Annotated in this window: 17 protein-coding genes and 1 tRNA gene; 2 read left to right on the forward strand and 16 right to left on the reverse strand. The window is 63.9% G+C overall.

The window, feature by feature from the left end; translation table 11 throughout:
- Nucleotides 1-113 precede the first annotated feature (113 nt).
- Both LFL96_RS13730 and LFL96_RS13735 read left to right on the forward strand, forming a co-directional pair.
- Entirely contained in the window at nt 114-497 is a 384-nt protein-coding gene (locus tag LFL96_RS13730; protein ID WP_280995773.1) for a DUF427 domain-containing protein, read from the forward strand.
- A 723-nt stretch (nt 498-1,220) separates the two neighbouring features.
- Nucleotides 1,221-1,964 carry an AfsA-related hotdog domain-containing protein gene (locus tag LFL96_RS13735; protein WP_280995774.1) on the forward strand — a complete coding sequence of 248 codons (744 nt, stop codon included), beginning with the start codon at nt 1,221-1,223 and terminating at the stop codon, nt 1,962-1,964.
- Between the two features lie 144 nt (nt 1,965-2,108).
- Here the strand turns inward: LFL96_RS13735 and LFL96_RS13740 are convergent, their stop codons facing one another.
- The 16 genes from LFL96_RS13740 to LFL96_RS13815 all read right to left on the reverse strand — a co-directional run bounded on the left by LFL96_RS13740 (nt 2,109) and on the right by LFL96_RS13815 (nt 21,290).
- Nucleotides 2,109-3,131 carry an aldo/keto reductase gene (locus tag LFL96_RS13740; RefSeq protein ID WP_280995775.1) on the reverse strand — a complete coding sequence of 341 codons (1,023 nt, stop codon included), beginning with the start codon at nt 3,129-3,131 and terminating at the stop codon, nt 2,109-2,111.
- A gap of 39 nt (nt 3,132-3,170) precedes the next feature.
- Nucleotides 3,171-3,815, reverse strand: a complete 645-nt coding sequence (locus LFL96_RS13745; RefSeq protein ID WP_280995776.1) for an HAD-IB family hydrolase — start codon at nt 3,813-3,815, stop codon at nt 3,171-3,173.
- Nucleotides 3,816-3,944: 129 nt separating this feature from the next.
- Complete coding sequence (locus LFL96_RS13750; protein ID WP_280995777.1) at nt 3,945-5,549, reverse strand: FAD-dependent monooxygenase; 1,605 nt, start codon at nt 5,547-5,549, stop codon at nt 3,945-3,947.
- A 328-nt stretch (nt 5,550-5,877) separates the two neighbouring features.
- A complete protein-coding gene (locus LFL96_RS13755; protein WP_280995778.1) occupies nt 5,878-6,774 on the reverse strand; it encodes a LysR family transcriptional regulator in 897 nt (298 codons plus the stop codon).
- A gap of 293 nt (nt 6,775-7,067) precedes the next feature.
- Nucleotides 7,068-8,660: an efflux transporter outer membrane subunit gene (locus LFL96_RS13760; RefSeq protein ID WP_280995779.1), complete on the reverse strand. Its 1,593-nt coding sequence runs from the start codon at nt 8,658-8,660 to the stop codon at nt 7,068-7,070.
- 11 nt (nt 8,661-8,671) lie between these two features.
- On the reverse strand, nt 8,672-11,866 hold the full coding sequence (locus LFL96_RS13765; protein ID WP_280995780.1) for a multidrug efflux RND transporter permease subunit: 3,195 nt from the start codon (nt 11,864-11,866) through the stop codon (nt 8,672-8,674).
- Nucleotides 11,867-11,873: 7 nt separating this feature from the next.
- The gene (locus tag LFL96_RS13770) at nt 11,874-13,037 is read right to left on the reverse strand and encodes an efflux RND transporter periplasmic adaptor subunit (RefSeq protein WP_280995781.1); all 1,164 of its coding nucleotides are present in this window, start codon (nt 13,035-13,037) and stop codon (nt 11,874-11,876) included.
- 99 nt (nt 13,038-13,136) lie between these two features.
- The gene (locus tag LFL96_RS13775) at nt 13,137-14,282 is read right to left on the reverse strand and encodes a ketoacyl-ACP synthase III family protein (protein WP_280995782.1); all 1,146 of its coding nucleotides are present in this window, start codon (nt 14,280-14,282) and stop codon (nt 13,137-13,139) included.
- Nucleotides 14,275-15,327: a LysR family transcriptional regulator gene (locus tag LFL96_RS13780; protein ID WP_280995783.1), complete on the reverse strand. Its 1,053-nt coding sequence runs from the start codon at nt 15,325-15,327 to the stop codon at nt 14,275-14,277. Before LFL96_RS13780 ends, LFL96_RS13775 begins: the two co-directional genes overlap by 8 nt.
- A gap of 91 nt (nt 15,328-15,418) precedes the next feature.
- Entirely contained in the window at nt 15,419-16,177 is a 759-nt protein-coding gene (locus tag LFL96_RS13785) for an SDR family oxidoreductase (protein WP_280995784.1), read from the reverse strand.
- A gap of 107 nt (nt 16,178-16,284) precedes the next feature.
- Entirely contained in the window at nt 16,285-17,019 is a 735-nt protein-coding gene (locus tag LFL96_RS13790) for a dienelactone hydrolase family protein (RefSeq protein WP_280995785.1), read from the reverse strand.
- 59 nt (nt 17,020-17,078) lie between these two features.
- Nucleotides 17,079-17,927 carry an alpha/beta hydrolase gene (locus LFL96_RS13795; RefSeq protein WP_280995786.1) on the reverse strand — a complete coding sequence of 283 codons (849 nt, stop codon included), beginning with the start codon at nt 17,925-17,927 and terminating at the stop codon, nt 17,079-17,081.
- A 59-nt stretch (nt 17,928-17,986) separates the two neighbouring features.
- Nucleotides 17,987-19,159 (reverse strand): MFS transporter, encoded by a 1,173-nt coding sequence (locus tag LFL96_RS13800; RefSeq protein ID WP_280995787.1) that lies wholly within the window; start codon nt 19,157-19,159, stop codon nt 17,987-17,989.
- 481 nt (nt 19,160-19,640) lie between these two features.
- Nucleotides 19,641-20,042 carry a hypothetical protein gene (locus LFL96_RS13805; protein ID WP_280995788.1) on the reverse strand — a complete coding sequence of 134 codons (402 nt, stop codon included), beginning with the start codon at nt 20,040-20,042 and terminating at the stop codon, nt 19,641-19,643.
- A gap of 40 nt (nt 20,043-20,082) precedes the next feature.
- A tRNA-Arg gene (locus LFL96_RS13810) sits at nt 20,083-20,159 on the reverse strand.
- A 300-nt stretch (nt 20,160-20,459) separates the two neighbouring features.
- On the reverse strand, nt 20,460-21,290 hold the full coding sequence (locus LFL96_RS13815; protein WP_280995789.1) for an undecaprenyl-diphosphate phosphatase: 831 nt from the start codon (nt 21,288-21,290) through the stop codon (nt 20,460-20,462).
- Nucleotides 21,291-21,499 lie beyond the last annotated feature (209 nt).

Genomic DNA, 21,499 nt, shown 5'->3' on the forward strand with positions numbered 1-21,499 from the left:
TGCCCATTTTTTTTGCGCGGCAGGCAAGCTCACGCAAGACGCGTTCTCCGCGAGCAGCGTATGCTTCGAACGCAAGCCCGCACGCGCGTCCCTTCCACAAGGAGTCCGACAGCATGACCGAAAGAACCGTCAAAGTCCCCGGCCCCGATCATCCGATCACGATCGAACCCGCCAATGCACGCGTCGTCGTCACCGCGGCCGGCCGCGTGATCGCCGACACGAAGGACGCGCTGGTGCTGCGCGAAGCCGCGTACGCGCCCGCCTATTACATTCCGCGTACCGACGTCGACATGAACCTGCTGGCGCGCACGGAGCACACGACTTATTGCCCGTACAAGGGGGAATGCGCGTACTACAGCATCACCGCAGCCGGCGAGCCGGGGGTGAACGCGGTGTGGACATACGAGACGCCGTACACGGCCGTCAAGGAAATCGCGCAGCATCTCGCGTTCTATCCGAACCGCGTCGATTCGATCGAGGTTCAGCCGAAGGGGTGAACGACGCTCAGCGCCGGCGTCCGGTTGCGCGGCCGGACACATGAACGCAAACGCGGCTGAAGCGGATACTTCAGCGCCAAGATCAGCGGATTCGAACCCAGCCGTTTCAAACGCACCGTCACGTCTCCGGCCGCCGTGGAAGAAAAACAGAACGGCGGCCTCCCCTCCTTCCGTTGACCCGCGTCGGCCGCCGTGCCGGTGCATCGCCGGCCATGGTTTCCGCCCCGCACGCGCACGGCGTCGCATCACCTCATGCGAATCCGATCGAACGCCTGCTCATATAAAAAAGACACCGTCATGAACATATTAATTCCGCAAAAACCGAACGGCCGTTGCAATAATTTGTGTTTAAAAAAAATCAACCAGTTTGATAAAGTAGGTTTCACGGAAGTCAGTTTATGGCCAGTCCATTAATCGCACCGAAATCAAGAAACGGTCGCGATCAATGCGAAAAGCATATCAAAAGGACGCCATAACACCCAAACCGGAATCGCTTAAAAGAAATTCCGCCAATCAAATGACGCCACGGAATATCTCGCGATAACGGAGCACGGACACGCCTTGCACCAAGGCGCTCTGACTGAATGACCGGAACTCGAATCGCCGCTCGACTGGGCTGCCGGCTATGGCGGTCCGGGCATGCCGTGCGGAAATGGTTTTATCTTCGAGACAGTTAGCCGTCGAATTACCCTTTATTTAACACTTAACCAGGCAGAGGATTCTATGCAAGTTGTATATGTCGTGGACAACCGCTTCTCCCAGTTTGCAGAAAAACATGAAACCGTGTTTACGGTGTCGTCGTTCATCGACCTGGTTTCAAAAGAGCCGAATGGAGAGCGTCTGAACGTCATTCTCGGCCAGGGCGTGGATCAGGCCGGGCTGCAGACCTTAATCGACCGCTATGCGGCGACGCCTAAAATGATTGAAATCGTATTTGGCGCGAAGCGTCCGAAAGCGACCTATTTCGACGCGCACAAGCACAAGTCGCGCAACATCGTGGTCAGTCTGGCCGAACGCGTCAGCGATCAGGAATTCCTGATGGACCTGTATTTCGACGGCGACAACGAGTTCTTCGACGATCACATGTCGGGTCAGCACATCCAGGGCATGGGAATCACCGAGGCCGGCCGCCAGGCGTTTCTCGCGGTGACCGAGCAATACTGCCTGCCCGCCGGCAAGCGCCACTACTTCGTCATTCACCGCATGGAGACCGAATTCAAGGCGTTCGTCTTCCCGATCGACGCCTACGCGCGCTACTTCATCGTGTCGGAAAATCGCGGCAGCAAGGGCAACGTGTCGATCGAGGCCCGCATCGAAATCTGGCAGGCGGAGGTGTTGTGCGCGGTGTGCCAGGTGTCGTTCACGGCGTTCGAGGTGTCGTGGATCAACAATCGCGAGCACGCCGCCGCGCAGAACGTGCTGAGCGCGCGTACCGAGCAGTTGACCCGGACCTTGCTGGCCGCCTGAGGTTGAGTCGCCCAACCACCGCATCGATGAAAAACGCCGCGGTGGCGTCTGTCGAAAGACAGCGTCACCGCGGCGTGCAGTGGTTGCCCAGTAGCGGCGCAAAAAACATCGCGCCGGACACCAGACCCGACACCAGGCGCGACGTCAGCGATCCAGCCCGTACGTCGCCAGAATTTCCGGCGCGTAACGGCGCCCGCTCACCGGCCTGTCGTTCAGCGCCTGTTCCAGTTCCCGCAAGGTCTGCGCCGGTAACGTCAATGCGCTCGCCCCGACATTGCTCGCCAGATAGTCGAGCCGCTTCGTGCCGGGAATCGCCAGCAGGTTCCCGGCGCGGCTCAGCACCCACGCAATCGCGATCTGGCTGGTCGACGCGCCGATCTTTTTCGCCACCGCGCCGATCGCCGCGGCAAGATCGCCGTTCGATGCAAGCGCGTCTTTCGAAAAACGCGGCAGCGTGCGGCGATAGTCGCTCTGGTCGAGCGCGTCCAGCGTGTTCAGCGAATCGGTCAGCAAGCCTCGCCCGATCGGACTATAGGCGACGAGCGTCACGCCTAGATCGCGGCATGCCGCGAAAATGCCGTTGTCCTCGACGTCGCGCGACATCAGCGAATATTCGGTCTGCACGGCGGCGAGGCCATGCTCGCCGTCGGTGAGACGCAGCAATTCGGCGTGCGCGCGCTCGATGGTCCGCGCACTCGCCTCCGACAAGCCCACCGCGCGAATCGCGCCCTGCTTCAACAGCGTCGCCATCGCGGACATGCTCGCCTCGATCTGTTCGCCGTAGTGGCTGATACGGTGCAGATAGAACACATCGATGTGGGTTTTCAGGCGCTCGGCGCTCTTCGAAAACGCTTCGAGAATGTACGCGGGCGAATTGTCGATGCCGCGTTTGGCCGGATCGTCCTTGTCGCGAACGATCCCGCACTTGGTCGCGAGCACGACGCGCTCGCGCGCGCCGCTGCCGTTCAGCACGCGGCCGACCAGTTCCTCGTTATGACCGTAGCCATACACGTCCGCGGTGTCGAAATGATCGACGCCGAGTTCGAGCGCGCGATGCAGCACGCGCTCCGATTGCTGCTCATCCGTCGGCCCGTAGAACTCGGACATTCCCATGCAGCCCAGTCCGACCGGATTGACGTCGAACGGGCCAAGCTTTCTGACAGACATTCGATCCCACCTTTTTAGAAAGAAGTTAGCGCTGCGGTGTCAGGCAATGATTTCCCAGCCCTTGTCGCGCGCGAGGGCCGCCATCGGCGCATCGGGGTTCACCGCCACCGCGTGACCCACGGCCGACAGCAACGGCACGTCGGTGACGTGATCGCCGTACGCGAAACAGCGCTCGGGCGGCACATCGCGCTGCGCGCAGAAATGGGCGACGGCCTGAGCCTTGCCGGCGCCGATCGCCTGCTGGGTCAGCGCGCCGGTATAGATGCCGTCCCGCACCGCGGGTGCCGAGCAATACGCCGAGCGCACGTCCAGCAAGGTCATCAACGGATGGAGGATGTCGACCATCGCGCCGGACACGAACACCACCTCGTCGCCGGCCTGCTGATGCGCGCGCAGGCGGGCGACGCTGGCCTGCCGCTGCGGATACGGCCGGGCATCGAACAGCGCGCGCGCGGCATGGCGCACCTCGGTCCGCGCACGGCCCGCGAAGCGACTGTAGTAAAACGCGTTGATCGTTTCGCGCGGCGCGCCGTCGCGCACCTGCTGCTGGATCTGGCCCATCAGCTCGTCGTAGGTCGGCGCGCGGCCGGGCGGCAGGTATTCGTCGAAATAGAACTTCGCGAATACGAACATGCTTTTGCAATCGATCAGCGTTTCGTCGACGTCGAAAAAAGCGAGCCTCATGCCGCGCTCCCCGTGACGCGCGGCCGTGCATGCGCATCAAGCGCATCAAGCACTTCAAGCGCCGTTCTACCGTGTAGTGATTTCACGAATTCATCCTGTCTTCAAGGTTCGGATTGCGCGCGCACGACGCTAGATTCGCGCGACGTGCGGATAAGGCGCATGAAGCGGCTCGGTGGCGCGCAAAGCGTCCGCCGGATAGGTCGCGGCGATATAGCCGTCCGGCCGGCTGAGCACGATGCCCTCGAATCTGCTTTTGCCGCCGTTGTGCTGCAGCGGCCGTTCGAACGAGAAAAGCTCGGGCTGCTGTTCGCTGCGCCACGACGAGAACAACCGCCGGTACGCTTCCGCGCCGGCGCCCTCGCCGGAGATGAACGCGACGTGCCGCTTTCCGCCCAGCCGATGATTGGAATAGCCGCCGCCTCGCAGCGCGTGATTGGCGAGCCGGCTGCCGGGCGCCGGCCCTTCTTTGGGCCCCGCCGCGGACGCTGCCCCGTGCGGGCGATAGCTCCACGAAATCTGCGCCATCGCCGCCAGCAACGGCGACGGCTGATAGAAGCGCGTCATCAGCGGCGCGATGTAGTCGAAGAAAAACCGCGGTCCCAGCTTGCGCGAGACCACTTTCATCATCGCCGCATCGGCATTCGTGACGATGCTCAACGCAGCCGGACGACGCTCCGCCTCGTAGCTCTCCAGCAAGGACGCATCCGCCGATCCGTCGAGCACCGCCGCGATCTTCCACGTGAGGTTCGCGACGTCGTTCAGACCGGTGTTCATCCCCTGCCCGCCCGCGGGCGAGTGGATATGCGCGGCGTCGCCGGCGATGAACACGCGGCCCTTGCCGAACTGCGCGGCCACGCGTTTGTGAATGCGATACGAGACGAGCCGGCTGGGTTGATCGAGCGAAACATGCTGGAGCAGGTCGTTGTCCTTGAGGAATTTTTCGAAGTCGGAGAATTCGACGTTCGTGGCGCCCGATGCATCGGTCGAATCCATACCCGCCGAAAAGTCCGGGCCCACGACGCGGTAAACGCCCTCGGGCTGCGGAATCACCGCGACAGTGGTCTTGCTGCCCATGAAGACGTGACTGGAACTGCGATCGATCGCGTCCTCGCCGACCTTCACCTCGCTCAGCAGGAAGCGCAGCGGATAAGTCTCGCCCTCGAAATCGATGCCCAGACGGGTGCGCACCATGCTGCCGGCGCCGTCGCAACCGATCAGATAGCTGTAGCGCCGTGTGACGAGCTGACCGTCCGCCTGGGCGATGTCGGCCGTCACGCCCGTCTCATCTTGCGAGAAGTTCTTCAGCACCGACTGCCAGCGCGGTGCCGCGCCGACGCGCGTCAGATGACCGGCGAGAATGCGTTCCGATTTCGACTGCGGCAACACCAGCATGTACGGATAGTCCGTCTGCCCGGCGATCGAATTGAAGTCGAGCTTGAACAGCTTGCGCGCGCCGCGATGGAAGGTCATGTATCGCGTGGGATGACCGGCGGCGATGAACTCGCCGTCCAGACCGAGCATCGACATGAATTCGAGCGTGCGGGCATGCACGCCGAGCGCGCGCGACTCGTCGACCGGACCCGCGCGGGCATCGATCAGATCGAATTCGATATTTTGCTTCGCGAGAAAAGCCGCCGCCGTGAGGCCGGTCGGACCGGCGCCGACGATCAACACGCGTTTGGGCGTGTCCTCGCGGGCATGCTGGTTTTCCGCAAGCAGTGGAGTCGTTTTCATTTTATCGTTCACCTGTCACACTTTTGATGTTCCGCCAAGCAACGTGATTAAAGAATTAGAAGCATCCTGATTTCCGGTCTACGAAAAAACGTAAACGCCAAAGACGATGCCAATAGCCGTCTTTCGCAGATATATTGCGCGACGCATTCCACACCTGGCAATCCGGCTGCCTCTCCGAATAGAACGGAATTCTTTTCTTTAATTAATCTTCCGGTAAACGGCAACACCGAAAGCACGCCCAGACGGGAATGCTTTCAAGGTGATTTAAAAAATAAATGCGCCAGCGTTATAGCGGATTATTTCGTGATTTAACGAATCCGCAATCGCGTCAGGACGTGGTCAGCCCATGCTCGCCGAGCAGATTGCTGGCCGCGAATTCGATGAACGCCCGCAGCTTGACCGAGCGCCACTGGCTGGCCGGCCAGACCAGATGAAAGTCGATGGAGTTTTTCGTTTCCTCCTCGAGCACGGCCTTGAGTTCGCCGCGCCGCAGGCATTCGCGCACGAGGAAATCGGGCAGGCAGGCAATGCCCAGCCCGTCGACCGCCGCGTGGTGCAGCATTTCCACATGCGAGCAGATCAGCCGGGTGCGCAACTCGACGCGCGCCGCGTCCGGCAACGGCCATGGCGACAGCTTGCCGGTCGTGGTGGCCCGAAAACGCAGGCAATCGTGCTGCTGCAGTTCCCCGACGGTGGCCGGCACGCCGTGCTGCGCGAAATAGCCAGGCGTGCCGACCAGCCACATCTGACAGGTGCCGAGATGGCGCGACACCAGCCGCGAGTCGGTCAGCGCGCCCGTGCGCACCACCACGTCGAATCCTTCCTCGATGATGTCGACGAGACGGTCGCTGAAATCCAGTTCGACTTCCAGTTCCGGATAATCCTTGATGAAACGCATCAGGGTGGACTGGAAAGGCCGGCACACCAGCGGCAGGCTCACCTTGAGCCGGCCGTGCGGACTCTGCTTTTTCTCCAGCAGCCGGCGCGCGCCTTCCTCCATTTCCAGGATCGCGCGCTGGCAATGCTCCAGATATTGCAGCCCTTCGTCGGTCAGATGAATGGCGCGCGTATTACGGTGGAACAGGCGAACGCCAAGCCGCTCTTCCAGCTTGGTGATCGATTTCCCCACCGCCGACGCGGAAAGCCCGAGCCGTTTGCCCGCCTCCGTGAAATTCGTGGCCTCGCAGACTTTGACGAAGGTCACGATGCCATTGAAATGTTGCATGAGTCATCCCCGAATACGCGGCATGCGAAATGCATTGAAAATTGCGTTTTTGCTTCGGAGCGATCCTACCGATTTTTCAAATCGAAGTGGCAAAAAATACAGACCGGCGTTGTTATTTACACGACGACACATTACCTCAAGATTTATATGACCGAAACGGTATTTGCTTATCAGCCGGCTCGAATAGCGATATTCCAGAAAACCGGATGACCGTTATTTATATTGATTTTCTTATAAGTCGAATAAGGGTCATCCGCCACACTCTGCTTACGCCCGTTTCATCGCGGCTCGAATCACCGGGCCGCGATCGTCTCCTCCCATCCACCGCCCAGCGCCTGAATCAGGTTCACCGTCGAGAGCGCCTGCACACCCGCGAGTTGCGCGTCGGCGCGGCGCGCCTGCAACGCGCTGCGCTCGGCGTCGATCACCTCGAGATAGCTGACCGCGCCCTCCCGATACTGCTTGACCGATAACTGCGACGCGCGGTTCGACGCGCTGACGGCGATCCATTGCGTCACGCGCTGGTCTTTGAGAATGCGCAGCGCCGCGAGGTTGTCCTCCACTTCGCGAAACGCCGTCAGCACCTGCTGACGATAGTTCGCGACGCTTTCCTCGTGCACCGCGCGCGCATTCGCGAGATTGCCGGAGCGCCGTCCGCCGTCGAACAGGGGCAAGGTCAGCGCCGTGCCCGCGAGCGGTCCCAGCAGAAACGCGCGGCTGCTCCACTTCATCAGATCGCCCAGCGACGCGGACTCGAAACCGCCGACGCCGGTCAGCGACAGCGACGGAAAGAACGCCGCTTTCGCGACGCCGATCCGCGCGTTGGCCGCGGCAACGGTCCGTTCGGCCGCGGCGATGTCGGGGCGGCGCTCCAGCAACGCGGACGGCAAGCCGGCCGGAATCTCCACGCTCACCGGCTCGAGCGGACTGGCCGCGAACGAGAACTCCGCCGGCGTCTTGCCGAGCAGCACGGCGAGGCTGTGCTCCGCCGCCGCGCGCAGGCGCGTGAGCGTCAACAGATCGGAGCGGGCCGACGCCAGTTCGGCGCGCGACTGCGCGAGGTCCAGTTCGCTGACTTCGCCCAGCTCGAAACGGTGCTGCACGAGACGCAGCGCATCGTCGCGCAGTGCCACGGAGCGTGACAGCACCGCCAGTTCCGCATCGAGTTCGCGCACGGTGAAATAGCTGCGCGCGACGTCCGATTGCAGCGCCAGCATCACCGAGCGGAAGGTGGCTTCGCTTTGTTCCGCGTCGGCGGTGGACGCCTTCACTTCATCGGAGACCCGGCCGAACAGATCCGCTTCGTAGGACACGCCGGCCTGCGCGCGCCAGAACGTTTGCAGCGGCCCGTTCGCGTTGTCCGGCAGGAACTGCGAGGCGGGCGAGAACTTCTGCCGGCTCGGCCCGAAGCCGGCATCGAGCGTCGGAAACAGACCCGCGCGGGACGCCTGCTGGATCGCGCGCGATTCCTTCACGCGCGCCGCGGCAACCTGCAGGCCGGGATTCGCCGCTACCGCGTCGTCTTCGAACGCGTTCAGGACCGGATCGCCGAACACGCGCCACCATGCGCCGCGCGCTTGCGCCTCCGCCGGCTCGGCGACCTTCCACTGACCGTTCCGCGCCGCCACGCCGCTGGCCGCATCAGCCGCATCAGCCGCATCAGCCGCATCAGCCGCATCAGCCGCATTGGTCGCGCTGGTCGCGCTGGTCGCGTTGGTCGCGCTGGCCGCATTAGCTGCGCCCGCCGCCCCCGGCCCCCCCGCTCCTTCCTTGAACGCCGCCGGCAGCGCGACCGCCGGCTTCTCGTAAGTCGGTGCGAGCGAGCAGCCGCTCGCGGCCAGCAAGGCAAACAGGCCCGGCAAAGTCAAACTACGCCATGTCGTCACGTCATGCCTCCTTAAATTTCGACCGGTGCGGCCACGTCGTGCATGCGCGGCCGGGCCGCGTGCCGATCGGCCAGCCGTTCGCCGCCCGCGAGCTTACGCAGCACGACGTAGAACACCGGCGTGAGCAGCAAGCCGAACAGGGTCACGCCCAGCATCCCGAAGAACACCGCGATCCCCATCGCGTGACGCATCTCCGAGCCCGCGCCCGACGACAGCACCAGCGGCACCGAGCCCATCAGGAAGGCGACGGACGTCATCAGGATCGGCCGCAGGCGCAGCCGGCTCGCCTCGATCGCGGCCGCCACGATGGTGCGGCCGCGCATCTCCAGTTCGCGGGCAAACTCCACGATCAGGATCGCGTTCTTGGCGGACAGTCCGACCAGCACCATCAGCCCGATCTGCGTGAAGATGTTGTTGTCGCCGCGCGTCAGCCACACGCCGGCCAGCGCGGAGAGCAGCCCCATCGGCACCACCAGGATGATCGCGAGCGGCAAGGTCAGGCTCTCGTAGAACGCGGCCAGCACGAGGAACACGAGCAGCACGCTGATCGGGAACACCCACAGCGCGGCATTGCCGGCCAGCACCTGCTGATACGTCATCTCGGTCCACTCGTACTTGATGCCCGGCGGGAAAGTCTCCGCGGCGATCCGGTCGATCGCGGCGAGCGCCTGCCCCGACGAATACCCCGGCGCCGGGCCGCCGTTGATGTCGGCGGACGGAAAGCCGTTGTAGCGCACCACCATCTCCGGGCCGTAGGTCGGGTTCACGTTGACGAGCGTGGCGAGCGGCACCATCTCGCCGTTCGCGTTGCGCGTCTTCAGCAAACCGATGTCGGCGGCCGTCGCGCGGAATGGCGAGTCGGCCTGCACGCGCACCTGATAGACGCGTCCGAAACGGTTGAAGTCGTTCACATAGAGCGAGCCCAGGTAGATCTGCATGGTGTCGAAGATGCTCGTCACCGGCACGCCGAGCTGCTTGGCGCGAACCCGGTCGATGTCCACGTTCAGCTGCGGCACGTTGATCTGGTAGCTGGAGAACAGCGGTCCCAGCTCCGGCGCGGAAGCCGCGCGCTTGATGAATGCCTGCGTCACTTCGTTCAGCCGTTCGTAGCCCAGCGCGCCGCGATCCTCGATCTGCATCTTGAAGCCGCCGAGCGTGCCGAGTCCGAGCACCGGCGGCGGCGGAAAGACCGCGATGAACGAGCTTTTGATCTTCGCGTACTCGCCGTTCAGACTGTTCGAGATTTCGTTCGCCGACAGATTGCCGCTGCCGCGCTGCGCGAGCGGCTTCAGCGTGATGAAGACGATCCCGCCGCTCGACGAATTCGTGAAGCCGTTCACCGACAGCCCCGGAAATTCGAGCGCGCTGGCCACGCCCGGCTGGGCGAGTGCGATCTTCGTCATGTCGTGAATGACCTTCTCGGTGCGGTCGAGCGATGCACCGTTCGGCAGTTGCGCGAACGCGATCAGATACTCCTTGTCCTGCGCGGGCACGAAGCCGACGGGCACGGTCCGGCTCATGAACAGCGTCAGCGCGAGCAGCACGCCATAGAGCGCCAGCATCGCCGTCTTGCGCCCGACGATCCGCGTCACGCCCACGCCATACACGCCCGAGACGCCGTGAAAGAAGCGGTTGAAGCGCGCGAAGAACCCGCCCAGCACGCGCTCCATCGCGCGCGTGAGCCAGTCCTTCGGCGCGTCGTGCGGCCTGAGCAGCAGCGCCGACAAGGCGGGCGACAGCGTCAACGAATTGAATGCGGAGATCACCGTCGAGATCGCGATGGTCATCGCGAACTGCTTGTAGAACTGCCCGGTCAGGCCCGACATGAAAGCGAGCGGCACGAACACCGCGACCAGCGTCAGCGCGATCGCGAGAATCGGCCCGCTCACCTCGCGCATGGCCTGATAGGTCGCTTCGCGCGGCGACAGACCGGCGGCGATGTTGCGCTCGACGTTCTCCACCACCACGATCGCGTCGTCGACCACGATCCCGATCGCGAGCACCATGCCGAACAGCGACAGCGCGTTGATCGAGAAGCCGAACGCGAGCAGCAGCGAGAACGTCCCGACGATCGAGATCGGCACCGCCAGCAGCGGAATGATCGACGCGCGCCACGTCTGCAGGAACAGGATCACCACCAGCACCACCAGCACGATCGCCTCGGACAGCGTGCGGATCACCGAATCGATACTGGAGCGCACGAACTCGGTCGGATCGAACACGATCCGGTAATCGACGCCCTTCGGCATGTCGCGTTTGGCCTCGACCATGATCTCGCGCACCTTGCGGGAAATCTCGAGCGAATTGCCATCAGGCGCTTGCAGGATCGCGAACGCGATCGCCGGCTTGCCGTCGAGCAACGAACGCAGCCCGTACTCCGAGGCCGCCAGTTCGACCCGCGCGACATCGCGCAGATAGGTGACGCCGCCGTCCGGCGCGACCTTCAGCACGATGTCGCCGAACTCTTTCTCGGACGACAGCCGGCCGCGCGCATTGACCGACAGTTGCATCGGCACGTCGACGGTCATCGGCGAGCCGCCGATCACACCGGCCGCCACCTGCACGTTCTGCTCGCGGATCGCCGCCACCACGTCGTTCGCGGTCAGCCCGCGCGCCGCCACCCTGGCGGGGTCGAGCCAGACCCGCATCGCGTAGTCGCCGCTGCCCCATACCTTGACCTCGCCCACGCCCGGCACGCGCGCGAGCCGGTCCTTGAGATTCAGGATCCCGTAATTGCGCAGGTACGTCATGTCGTAGTGATTGTCGGGCGACACCAGGTGCACGACGAGCGTCTGCGTCGGCGACGACTTCGCGGTCGTGACGCCGAGCCGCTGCACGTCGTCGGGCAGACGCGGCAACGCCTGCGATACGCGGTTCTGCACGAGCTGCTGCGCCTTGTCCGGGTCGGTGCCGACCTGGAAGGTGACGGTCAAGGTCAGGTTGCCGTCGCCGTTCGCCTGCGACTGCATGTACAGCATGTCCTCGACGCCGTTGATCTGCTCCTCCAGCGGCGACGCGACGGATTCGGCGATCACCTTGGGATTCGCGCCCGGATACTGCGCGTGCACGACGATCGAAGTCGGCACCACTTCGGGGTATTCCGACACCGGCAACCTGAACAGCGAGATCAGTCCGGCCAGCAGCACCATGACCGACAGAACGCCCGCCAGGATCGGCCGGTCGATGAAGAATCGGGAAATGTTCATGGCCGTGCTAGCTACCGATAGAAACGAGGTGGACCCGGACGTCGTCGCCCGGCTGGACCCGCTGCACGCCGTTCACGACGATGCGCTCGCTTTTCGCGAGCCCGCTCGACACGATGCGCAGCCCGTTGTCGGCCAGCTCGCCAGGCACGATCTCGCGGTACTCGACGTGATTGCGCGCATTCACGACCAGCACGAACTTCTTGTCCTGGTCGGTTCCGATCGCCGCGTCGGGAATCAGGATCGCGTCGTGCGGCGCGTTGCCGCCGATCTTCACGCGCGCGAACAGCCCCGGCAGCAGCGTGCCGTTCTCGTTGTCGAAGCGCGCGCGCACGCGGATGGTGCCGGAGCGCGTATCGAAGCGGTTGTCGACCGAGGCGACGCTGCCCGAATACGAATAGTCCTGCTGGTTCGCGAGACCGAGCCGCGCCGGCACCTCGGCGCGATCGCCGCGGCCGAGATAGCGCAGATAGGTTTTCTCGTCGACGTCGAAGGACGCGTACATCGGCGAGATCGACACCACGGTGGTCAGGAGCGGCGCGTTCGCCCCCGCCGACACCACGTTGCCCACCGTCAGTTCCGCACGCGACACGCGGCCCGCGATCGGCGCGACGATGCGCGTGTACGACAGATTGACCTGCGCGAGTTCGAGCGCCGCGGCGGCCGCCTTCAGACCCGCGGACGCCTCGCGCGCCGCGTTCTGCTTCTCGTCGAAGTCGCGCCGGGCGATTGCGTTGTCCTCGATCAGACGCTGCGCGCGTGCGGCTTCCGATGCCGCGTTGTCGCTGCGCGCGCGCGCCGCGGCGAGCTGACCGGCGGCGCGGTCCACCTCGGCCACGTACGGGTGTGGATCGATCGTGAACAGCAGATCGCCTTTCCTGACGAGCGCGCCATCCCTGAAATCGACGGCGACGATCGTGCCCGACACGAGCGGCCGGATCTCGACGTTGCCGACGGCTTCGAGCCGCCCGGAATAGCTCTGCCATTCGCTGAGTTTCTGTGCCAGCACGGGTGCCGCGTCGACCTCGGTGAGCGCGGCGGGCTCCTGCGCCTTGACCGCGCCATGGCGATCGACGACGAACACCGCGGCGCCGAGCGCCACGGCCGCCGCGGCGACGGTGATGGCCACGGTCGTCCTGCGCGGACCGCGAGCTGATGGGGTGAGTGGTTTCATCGGATCGGTTCTTTCAGTGAGGTGAATGAAGTCGTGGAAAACGCGGGCGGTCGCCAGTCGCCGCTCGGTATCGGGATCGGTATCGGTATCGCTATCGGTTCACGCGAAGGCGGCCGTCGTGGCATCGATCGCCTCGCATTTCGCGGCGAGCGACACGTCGTGCACTTCCAGCAGCATCAGCGCGCAGCTGAACCCCGCGCCCGAACCGATCAGCAGCACGCGCTGACCGTTTTCGAGCTGGCCGCTGCGCGCCAGCGCCACCAGCGAGAGGAACTGGTCGGCCGTGCCGGTGTGCCCGACCTGCCGTCCCCACGCACCGAAATGACGGCGCGCGAGATCGCGGAACATGCCTTCGTACAGCGGCGCCGAGATCGCCTGGCCGACGTGCGGCGTCAGGAGCCAGTCGGCCGGATTCGCGTGCAGATCGAAGCGCTTCAGCGCGCTGTCGCGCAAGCTCGTCAGCGCATGGCCGATCGCTTCGAAAAAGCGTTCGCGGCCGAACCGCTCCATGAAGCCCTTCTTGCTTTCGCGCACGCCGAATTCGTGGCGCGCGGCGTCGCGATGCCCGGCGTGCTCAGCGTGCTCGTCCACGTGACGGTGCATGCCTTCGAGTTCGGGGACGCCGGCGATCGACAGCAATTGCACTTTCGCGAAGCCGGGCGCGTGGCCGAACAAGGCGGCGGCGGCGGCATCGCCGTACACCACGCCGTAATCGCCGCGCCAGCGGTCGAACGAGGACGTACCGAAACGGTCCGAGCCGATCACCAGCGCGTCCTTGCCGCCGCTTGCGCCGGCCAGCGTATCCAGTGCGACGCGCGACGCGACGAACATGCCGTTGCAACCGTGCGCGAGCGAAAAAGCCAGCGCCTGCGACGCACCCAGCGCGTGCTGCAACGCGGCGGCCGGCTGCCACAGGCGGGCATGGCCGTGACGATGAATCGACGTGTAGGTCAGCAGCCCGAGCTGGGCCGCGTCGGCGCCCAGCGTCCCGAGCGCGGTGCGCGCGGTCGCCAGCGCCATGTCGGCGGGCCACCACTGCTGCTCCACCGCGACGGACAGATAGTTATCCTTGGCATGCTCCTCCTCGCCGTACCAGCCCTGCTGGATCGCCTCGCCGACGGTGGTCAGCGTCGGCGGCGTGTAGGCCGCGCACGCGCGCAGCCACAGGTCACCGGCGGCACCCGGCGACGCCGCGCGCGCGGCGAGGTCGAGCGTGCCCTGTTCAAACGTGACCCGGTCAATCATGGTGATGCTCCCGATTCGTTGCGCCATGCCGCGCGCCGGCATGCAGCGGCGGCGACAGCGAGAAAGGCTGATGGGACAGCAGCGGCAGGCGCGCCTGGATCGCCTCGATGCAGATCGACGCGACCGAGCGCACCGCATTCGACCGGCTCGCGGATTCGGGGATCGACATCCACACCGGCAGCGTCAACGCACCCGCGGCGGCGCCCGGCGGCTCGAACCGCACCAGACTCGACTGCTGGTCGATCATGTAGTCCGGCAGCATGGCCGCGCCGAAGCCGTTGCGCACCAGGTGCGTGACGTCCTCCAGATGGGAGATGGTCAGTTCCGCCGAACCGGTGCCGCTGTCCTGGCGGCCCTGCCACACGCCCGCCTCGAAGACCCAGACCGGCAGGCTCGCGCGCGCGTCGTCGCGGCACGCGTTCGACATCGCCATCGACATCGTCAGGTCGGCGAGACGGCGAATCTTGCGACGCCCGCGTTCGGGCCGCTCGAAGCCGAAGGTCAGATCGGCGTCGTCCTCTTCCTGGCGATGCGTGCAGAAGCTGCGCAGGTTCACCGTGATGCCCGCGTTGTCCGCGAGAAACGGCGGCAATGCATGCAGCAGCAGCCGGCACAGCATCGAATCCACCGCGAGGTTCACGTGATCCATCACCGCGGCGTCGCCGCCCGTGACGCGCTTTTCCAGCACGCCGAACGCATCGCTGATGTGTTCGCAGTTTTCGAGCACCTGGCGGCCCGCTTCCGTCAGCGTCAGACCGTGCGGCTTGCGCTGGAACAGACACAGACCCAGCTCGCCCTCGAGCTGCTCGATGCGGCGGCTGAGCGTCGCCACGCTGACGCCCAGTTCGTCCGCCGCGCGCCGCATCACGCCGCAGCGGGCCAGCACGACGAAATAGCGATAGGCATCCCAGTCCCAATGCAGATGATTGCGCCGCGCGACTTCGCGACGCGGAAAGGAAACCGGACACGACGGCGCGCCGTCGCCGGCGGCCATCGCGGATGGACCGTCGGTCACATTCGTAGACACATCAACTTGTTTCAACATGACTCCCCTTGCCCGATTGCACGGGCAGCGGTCCGATATTTCGATGCCGTCGCATCGGGCCCGCCTGCGCGCGCCCGATGCGCTCGCGAAACTAGATCTGCGCGTAGCCGCCGTCGACCGGCAGATCGATGCCGTTGACGTAGCGGGCATCGTTCGACGCGAGGAACAGCGCCGACGACGCGATCTCGTCCGGCTGCGCGACGTAGCCTGCCGGCACGACGCCCGCCGCGTACTCCTTGAACTGCGAGATCTGCTGCTCGTCCATCTTCAGGCCGGTGGTGAGGATCGGCGTGTGCGTGAAGCCGGGGCTCAACGCGTTCACGCGAATCCGGCGGCCCTTCAGATCGTTGGCCCACGAACGTGCAAAGGAACGCACCGCCGCCTTCGTCGCGGTGTACAGGCTGAGGTTTTCCATGCCCTTGTTGTTGACGATCGACGACGTCAGCACGACCGACGCGCCATCCTTCAGAAGCGGCAGCAGCGTCTGCACGGTGAAGAACACGCCCTTCACGTTGATGTCGAAAATGTTCAGGTAGTCGGCTTCGCTGGTCGCGCCCAGCGCGTTGTTGCCGGCGATGCCGGCGTTGGCGAACAGCGCATCGATCTGGTCGCCGTTGCGCTCGATCGCCGCCTTGAGCCGGTCCAGATCCGGCAGTTGAGCGACGTCCGACGTGACCGCGACCGCACGCTCGCCCAGCGACGTCACCGCCGTGTCGAGACTTCTTGCAGAGCGGCCGGTCACGTACACGCGTTTGGCGCCCTCGGCCAGCAAGGCCCTGGCGATGGCCAATCCGATACCCGTGGAACCACCGGTGACGACGGCAACCTGATTTTCAAAACGACTGGACATGGTTTTTCCTGTTTCGGTTAAGTGCGATTGAGTGAATGGACTGACTGGAATAGAAAAACGCCTCGCTTCGACGGCAGCGCGAGCCGCCGTCATGCGAAGGCACGGCTTTAGCGCGTCGCGTTCGCTTCGATCAGACTGAGAATCTGCGCGGCCACCAGATGCCGCGTTTCGATTTCCGCGCGCTTCGAGTAGGCGATGCCATAACCCGAGCGACGGTTATCGAAGCGCGTGAAGCTATGTTTCGCATCGCTGATGATGTGCAGGTTCCAGCGGATCCGGTGCGCGCGCATTTCCTCGGCGAAGGCGTCGAGCGACGACTGCGGAACGAAGGGATCGATCTCGCCGTGCACGACGGTAAACACCGGGTAGTCGCCGGGCTGATCGATCGGGTCGATGGTGCGCGGGTCGCCGTGCACGCAGAACACCGCGTCGACCGCCGCGCCGGAGCGGCCGGTTTCGAACGAAAACGCGCCGCCCGAACAGAATCCCACCACCACCAGCGGACCGCTCGCCTGCCAATGCGCCTGCAGCGCGGCGACCATGCCGCGGAAGATCGACCGGCTGCGCTCCGTGTCTCGATATAGCTGCTGGTTGATGTAAGCGGCTTCGTCGAAACCCGGGTGCGGCCGGTGCTGACCGTAGTGATCGGTGACGATCACTTCGGCGTCGCACGTCTGCGAGTAGAGCCGCCCGATCTCCTGGGCCCAGCCGGAATTCATGCCTTCCCAGTCGGGCATGAGTAAGACCCGGCCGCGCGCGGCATCCCGATGAAAACGGCTGGCGGTGTACACGACGCCATCCGCCGTGTAGGAAAAGTGTTCTGGAGAAGCAGGTAGTGTCATGGTCTGGCTACGTCGTAGTACGGGTTTAGCAGGAAGCGCCGCCGGCTGGAGAACGCGAGCTAGTTGCTCTTCGCGGACAGCGATTGCGCCGCCTGTTCGATGATGCGGGCCGATGCTTCGGGTTGCGAAAGAATGATCGCGTGGCCCGTGGGCAGCTCGAACTTCGTCGCGCCGATTTTCGCGGCGAGCTTGCGTTGCAGATCGACCGGGATGATCTTGTCTTCGGAGGCGACCACGTACCACGACGGTTTGGTCTTCCACGCGGCTTGCGTCGGCGCGTCGTCGAATACGCGTTTCGACGTGGGTTTCTGCGCGACCGACATCACGTTGGTGCGCGCTCGCGACGAGTCGTGCGCCAGGGCGAACGCGAACAGCTCCGGCTTCATCCACAACATGCCGTTCTCGCCGTCGTAGATCGCGGCAGAGCCCGGCATGGCCGGATACGACTTGAGCAGGTCGCGCAGCGATTGGCCCACATCGGGCGTGATGGCCGCGAAATACACCATGCCGCGCACCTTCGGATCGACGCCGACTTCGCTGACCGGTTCGCCGCCCCAGGAATAGCCGGCCAGCAGCGTCGGGCCGTTCATGTGCGACAGCACTTCACGGGTGGCGTGGACATCGTCGGCCAGCGAGGTCAGCGGCAGTTGAACCGCGGCCACGTTGTAGCCGTCGGCCGCGAGGATCGTGATGACTTCGTTCCAGATGCTCGCGTCGACGAACGCGCCGTGCACCAGCACGACATTGCGGACCGCCTGATCCGGCTTGACCGGTTCCGCCGCGGCATGGGTCGATGCCAGCGCGACGGGCAAACCGAGCGCGACCGACAACACGGCCGCGCGGCCCAGCTTCAACGCGCGGGAGACACGCGCGGACGGCTTGCGATGGAATGGGGATGTGTTCGACATGTTGGATTCGTGGTTAGGCGGAGTGAATGGAAGGGCCAGCGGCCCTTCCCGGTGTGCGATCAGGCGGCCTGGTTGACTTCGATGGCGCGCGGCTTCTGCAGCCACACGCGCACCAGGATCAGCGCGAGCCCGGCGCCGAGGAACAGCAGCGCGGCGGTGAACATGCCCGGCAGACCGTAGAGGTTGATGAACTTGCCGCCTACCGCCGCGCCCACCGCGATGCCGAGATTGGCGAACGAGGCGAACAGCGAGGTCGCGAATTCGGGCGCTTCGGGCGCTTCCGAGGTCAGCCAGATCTGCGTGATGACGAGGCTGCTGGTGTGCACGGCGCCCCAGAAGATCATGATCACGACCATCGGCGTGACGTGTTGCTGGAACGACATGACGAGCAGCAGCGCGCCGACGATCAGGATCGGATGGACGATCACCGTCGCGATCATGTTGCGGCCGATGAATTTGCCGGCGAGCATGTTGCCCGCCACGCCGCCGAGACCGAACAGCACCAGCAGCGCGCTGATCGTGCTGTTCGACATGCCGCCGACGGTCTTCAGGTATTCCGCCGCGTAGCTGTACGCCGCGAACATGCCGGCGAAGATCAGGCCGGTGGACGCGATGTTCAGCCAGAGCGTGGGCTTCTTCAGGATGTTCATCTGCTGGCCCGAGCTGCCGCTGTTGCTGGCTGGCATCTGCGGCAACAGCAGCAGCACGCCGAAGAACGACAGCGCGTTGACGGCGGCCGTGAAGTAGAACGCGGCTTCGTACGAAAACGTGCTGGCGATGTAGGTCGTGATGGGTACGCCGAGCACGATGCCGATCGTCGTGCCGAGGAACACCAGCGAGGACGCCTTGGCCGCCTCTTCCTTGCGGTACAGCGAGATCGCCGAAACGAACGCGAGCGAGAAATAGACCGGATGCAACAGCGCCGGAATCATGCGCACGCCGAGCAGCACGTTGAAGTTGGTGACGAAGGCCGAGCCGAGGCTGCTCAGCGTGAACACGGCGAGCGCGATCAGCAGCATCGTCTTGCGGTTGAAGCCGGACAGCAGCAGCACGAGGAACGGGCCGAACACCGACACGACGAGCGCGAAAATGCCGGTCAGCATGCCGGCCTGCGGCGCGGTCACGTTAAAGCGGTGGATGATTTCGGGCATGATGCCGACCACGCCGAATTCGATGGTGCATAGGCCGAACAGGCCTAGCGCAATAAAAAAGATGGGATGTATTAATCTCACGCCAGACTCCTCTTCTTGTGATTCGCTTGGGAATAAAACTCCGCCTGGTGCATTTATAAATCTCACGGCGATCATTAATTCGATCGCCTCATGATTCAAATGTCCGGCAGAGCGGTTACAGAGTGGAAGCGAATGTATCACCGAAGAATCGGCTTAAAATAAGCCTCTTCGTCCGATAACAAAGGAATCTTTTTCCGAGGTCGGGAGAGATTGCGGACGAGGGATGCCACGCCCTTTATGGGCTTGGCTTTGAGGTGCCGAAGAGGAGTGAAATTATGCCGTTAGCATTGCACGCGACGGCTTGGGAAGACAGTTTTATTTCTGTCTATGCAGCTTGCAGAATATGCTTTGCGAACCGCGTGCAATAGGATGCACGCGATATTACCGCATTGACAGCAAAGCGAAATAACTGCGAGAGGACGAATACTGAAAATAGAAAACCGCGTCCAGATCTGGAAGGGCCGCATGGCGAAAAAGGCGGTTAATTAAAAAGCCGCGCCCATAACGTGCGCAGACGGCGCGCACGGTCTTCGAAAATGTAGGAAGCCGCTAAGGCCAGGACGGCTGAAATCACGCCCGTCATGATGTGCTCGATGTAGGGAATGCGATAACGACTCGCGTGGGAATAGGCGTCACCGACCGAGGTCAGAAAGCCGACGATCAGCGCATTGCCGTATCGATTCCCGTAGAGCTTTGCGACAGGCGTGAACGTCAGAAGCACGGCCAGAAGTCCGGTGAGCAGACCCGTCCGGAATGCAATCGCCCAGTGCCCGAGGCTCATGATATTGGCCCAGCTTCCCGGCATGCAGGTCATGCATGCCGTGGTCGGCTGCCAGAAGCGCTGGATAAACAGCCGGAGACGGCGCTTCCACTCAGCGGGCATCACGTGGTTCCGGTCAAGTCGTTGAACGACGAGCGCTGTTTGGTACGGCAGGAGGGACTCGAACCCCCCACCCTCGGCTTAGAAGGCCGATGCTCTATCCAGCTGAGCTACTGCCGTAACGAAGTGAGGCGACGCGACATCGAACAACAACCCGCATCGCCTGCAATGACCGCTCGCGCCTGCATCGCACCGCGAGCTGATGATCTGCTGAAATTCTAACTGACGCGCCCGGCGACCGGAGATCCCGAGCCTCGCGGTCGGACCGAAAATCGGCAACAGAAACAAACAGGCCCGGCAGCACACGCAGCCGGGCCCGGATTATAACCGATCGATCCCCACTCGCCAGCGCCCGCCTTCACGCGGCGGCGAACGCGGCAATGAACGCGGCAATGAACGCGGCAAGCGCGTCAGGCGCCGTCACACCGGTTGCTGATGCAGCACGAACCAGCCGAGGAACAACGCGCCGGCGATCACGCAATACACGCCGAACGAAGCCAGACGTCCGCGGCCTTCGAAATAGCGCATCAGGAACCGCACGCTCAGATACGCGGCGATCGCGGTCAGCACGCCACCCAGGGCGGCGTCGGCGAGTTGGCCCGGTGCGTGGAACAGCTTCGGCAATTCGAGCACGCCCGCCGCGAAGATGATCGGCGTGCCGAGCAGAAAAGAGAACTCGGCCGCCTTCTCGGCGGTCAGGCCGGCCGCGTTGCCGGCGATCATCGTCAGGCCGCTGCGCGAGAAGCCCGGGATCAGCGCGCCGATCTGCGCGAGGCCGACAAAGAATGCCTGACGGAACGTGAGCTTCTCCGGCGCCCGATGCGCGCGCGAGCGCTGCAGACGATCGCCGAACCACAGCAGCACGCCATTGACGATCAGCGCGATCGCGACGATGCGCAGGTCATGAAAAAGCCGCTCCAGCGGTTTTTCCAGCAGCAGACCGACGATGCCCGCCGGAATCGTGCCGATGATCAGCGCCCACATCATGTGCGAGTCGTCGTTGCTGCGTCCGCCGAACGACGCGAAGAAGCCGCGCACCAGCGCGCACCAGCGCTTGCGGAAGTACCACAGCAGCGCGAACGCGGTACCGAGGTGCAGCGCGACGAGGAACGGCAGCAATTGCGGCGCGTGCTTGTCGATATGCATGCCGAACAAAGCGGGCACGAGCAACGTATGGCCGAGGCTACTCACCGGAAACAGTTCGGTGACGCCTTGCAGCACGCTCAGGAAAATCAGAAACGACAGGTTCACGCGGCAGTCCTTGTAAGGAAAAAGTCAGGGACAGCGCGCCGTTCAAGGAATAGCCGGCGCGTCGGAAGCGCACCGATTATGCCTGGCTGCAATGTCAGAGCCAAGCGTTTGCACCGCATTCGAGGAAAGTTTGATGCACCGCGTCACAACTCGACACCGTTGTTACGACGTGGCAAGGAATACCGGCAGTCGCGCGGCAGTTCAGATGC

Source organism: Paraburkholderia sp. D15, from assembly GCF_029910215.1.
Classification (GTDB): Bacteria; Pseudomonadota; Gammaproteobacteria; order Burkholderiales; family Burkholderiaceae; genus Paraburkholderia.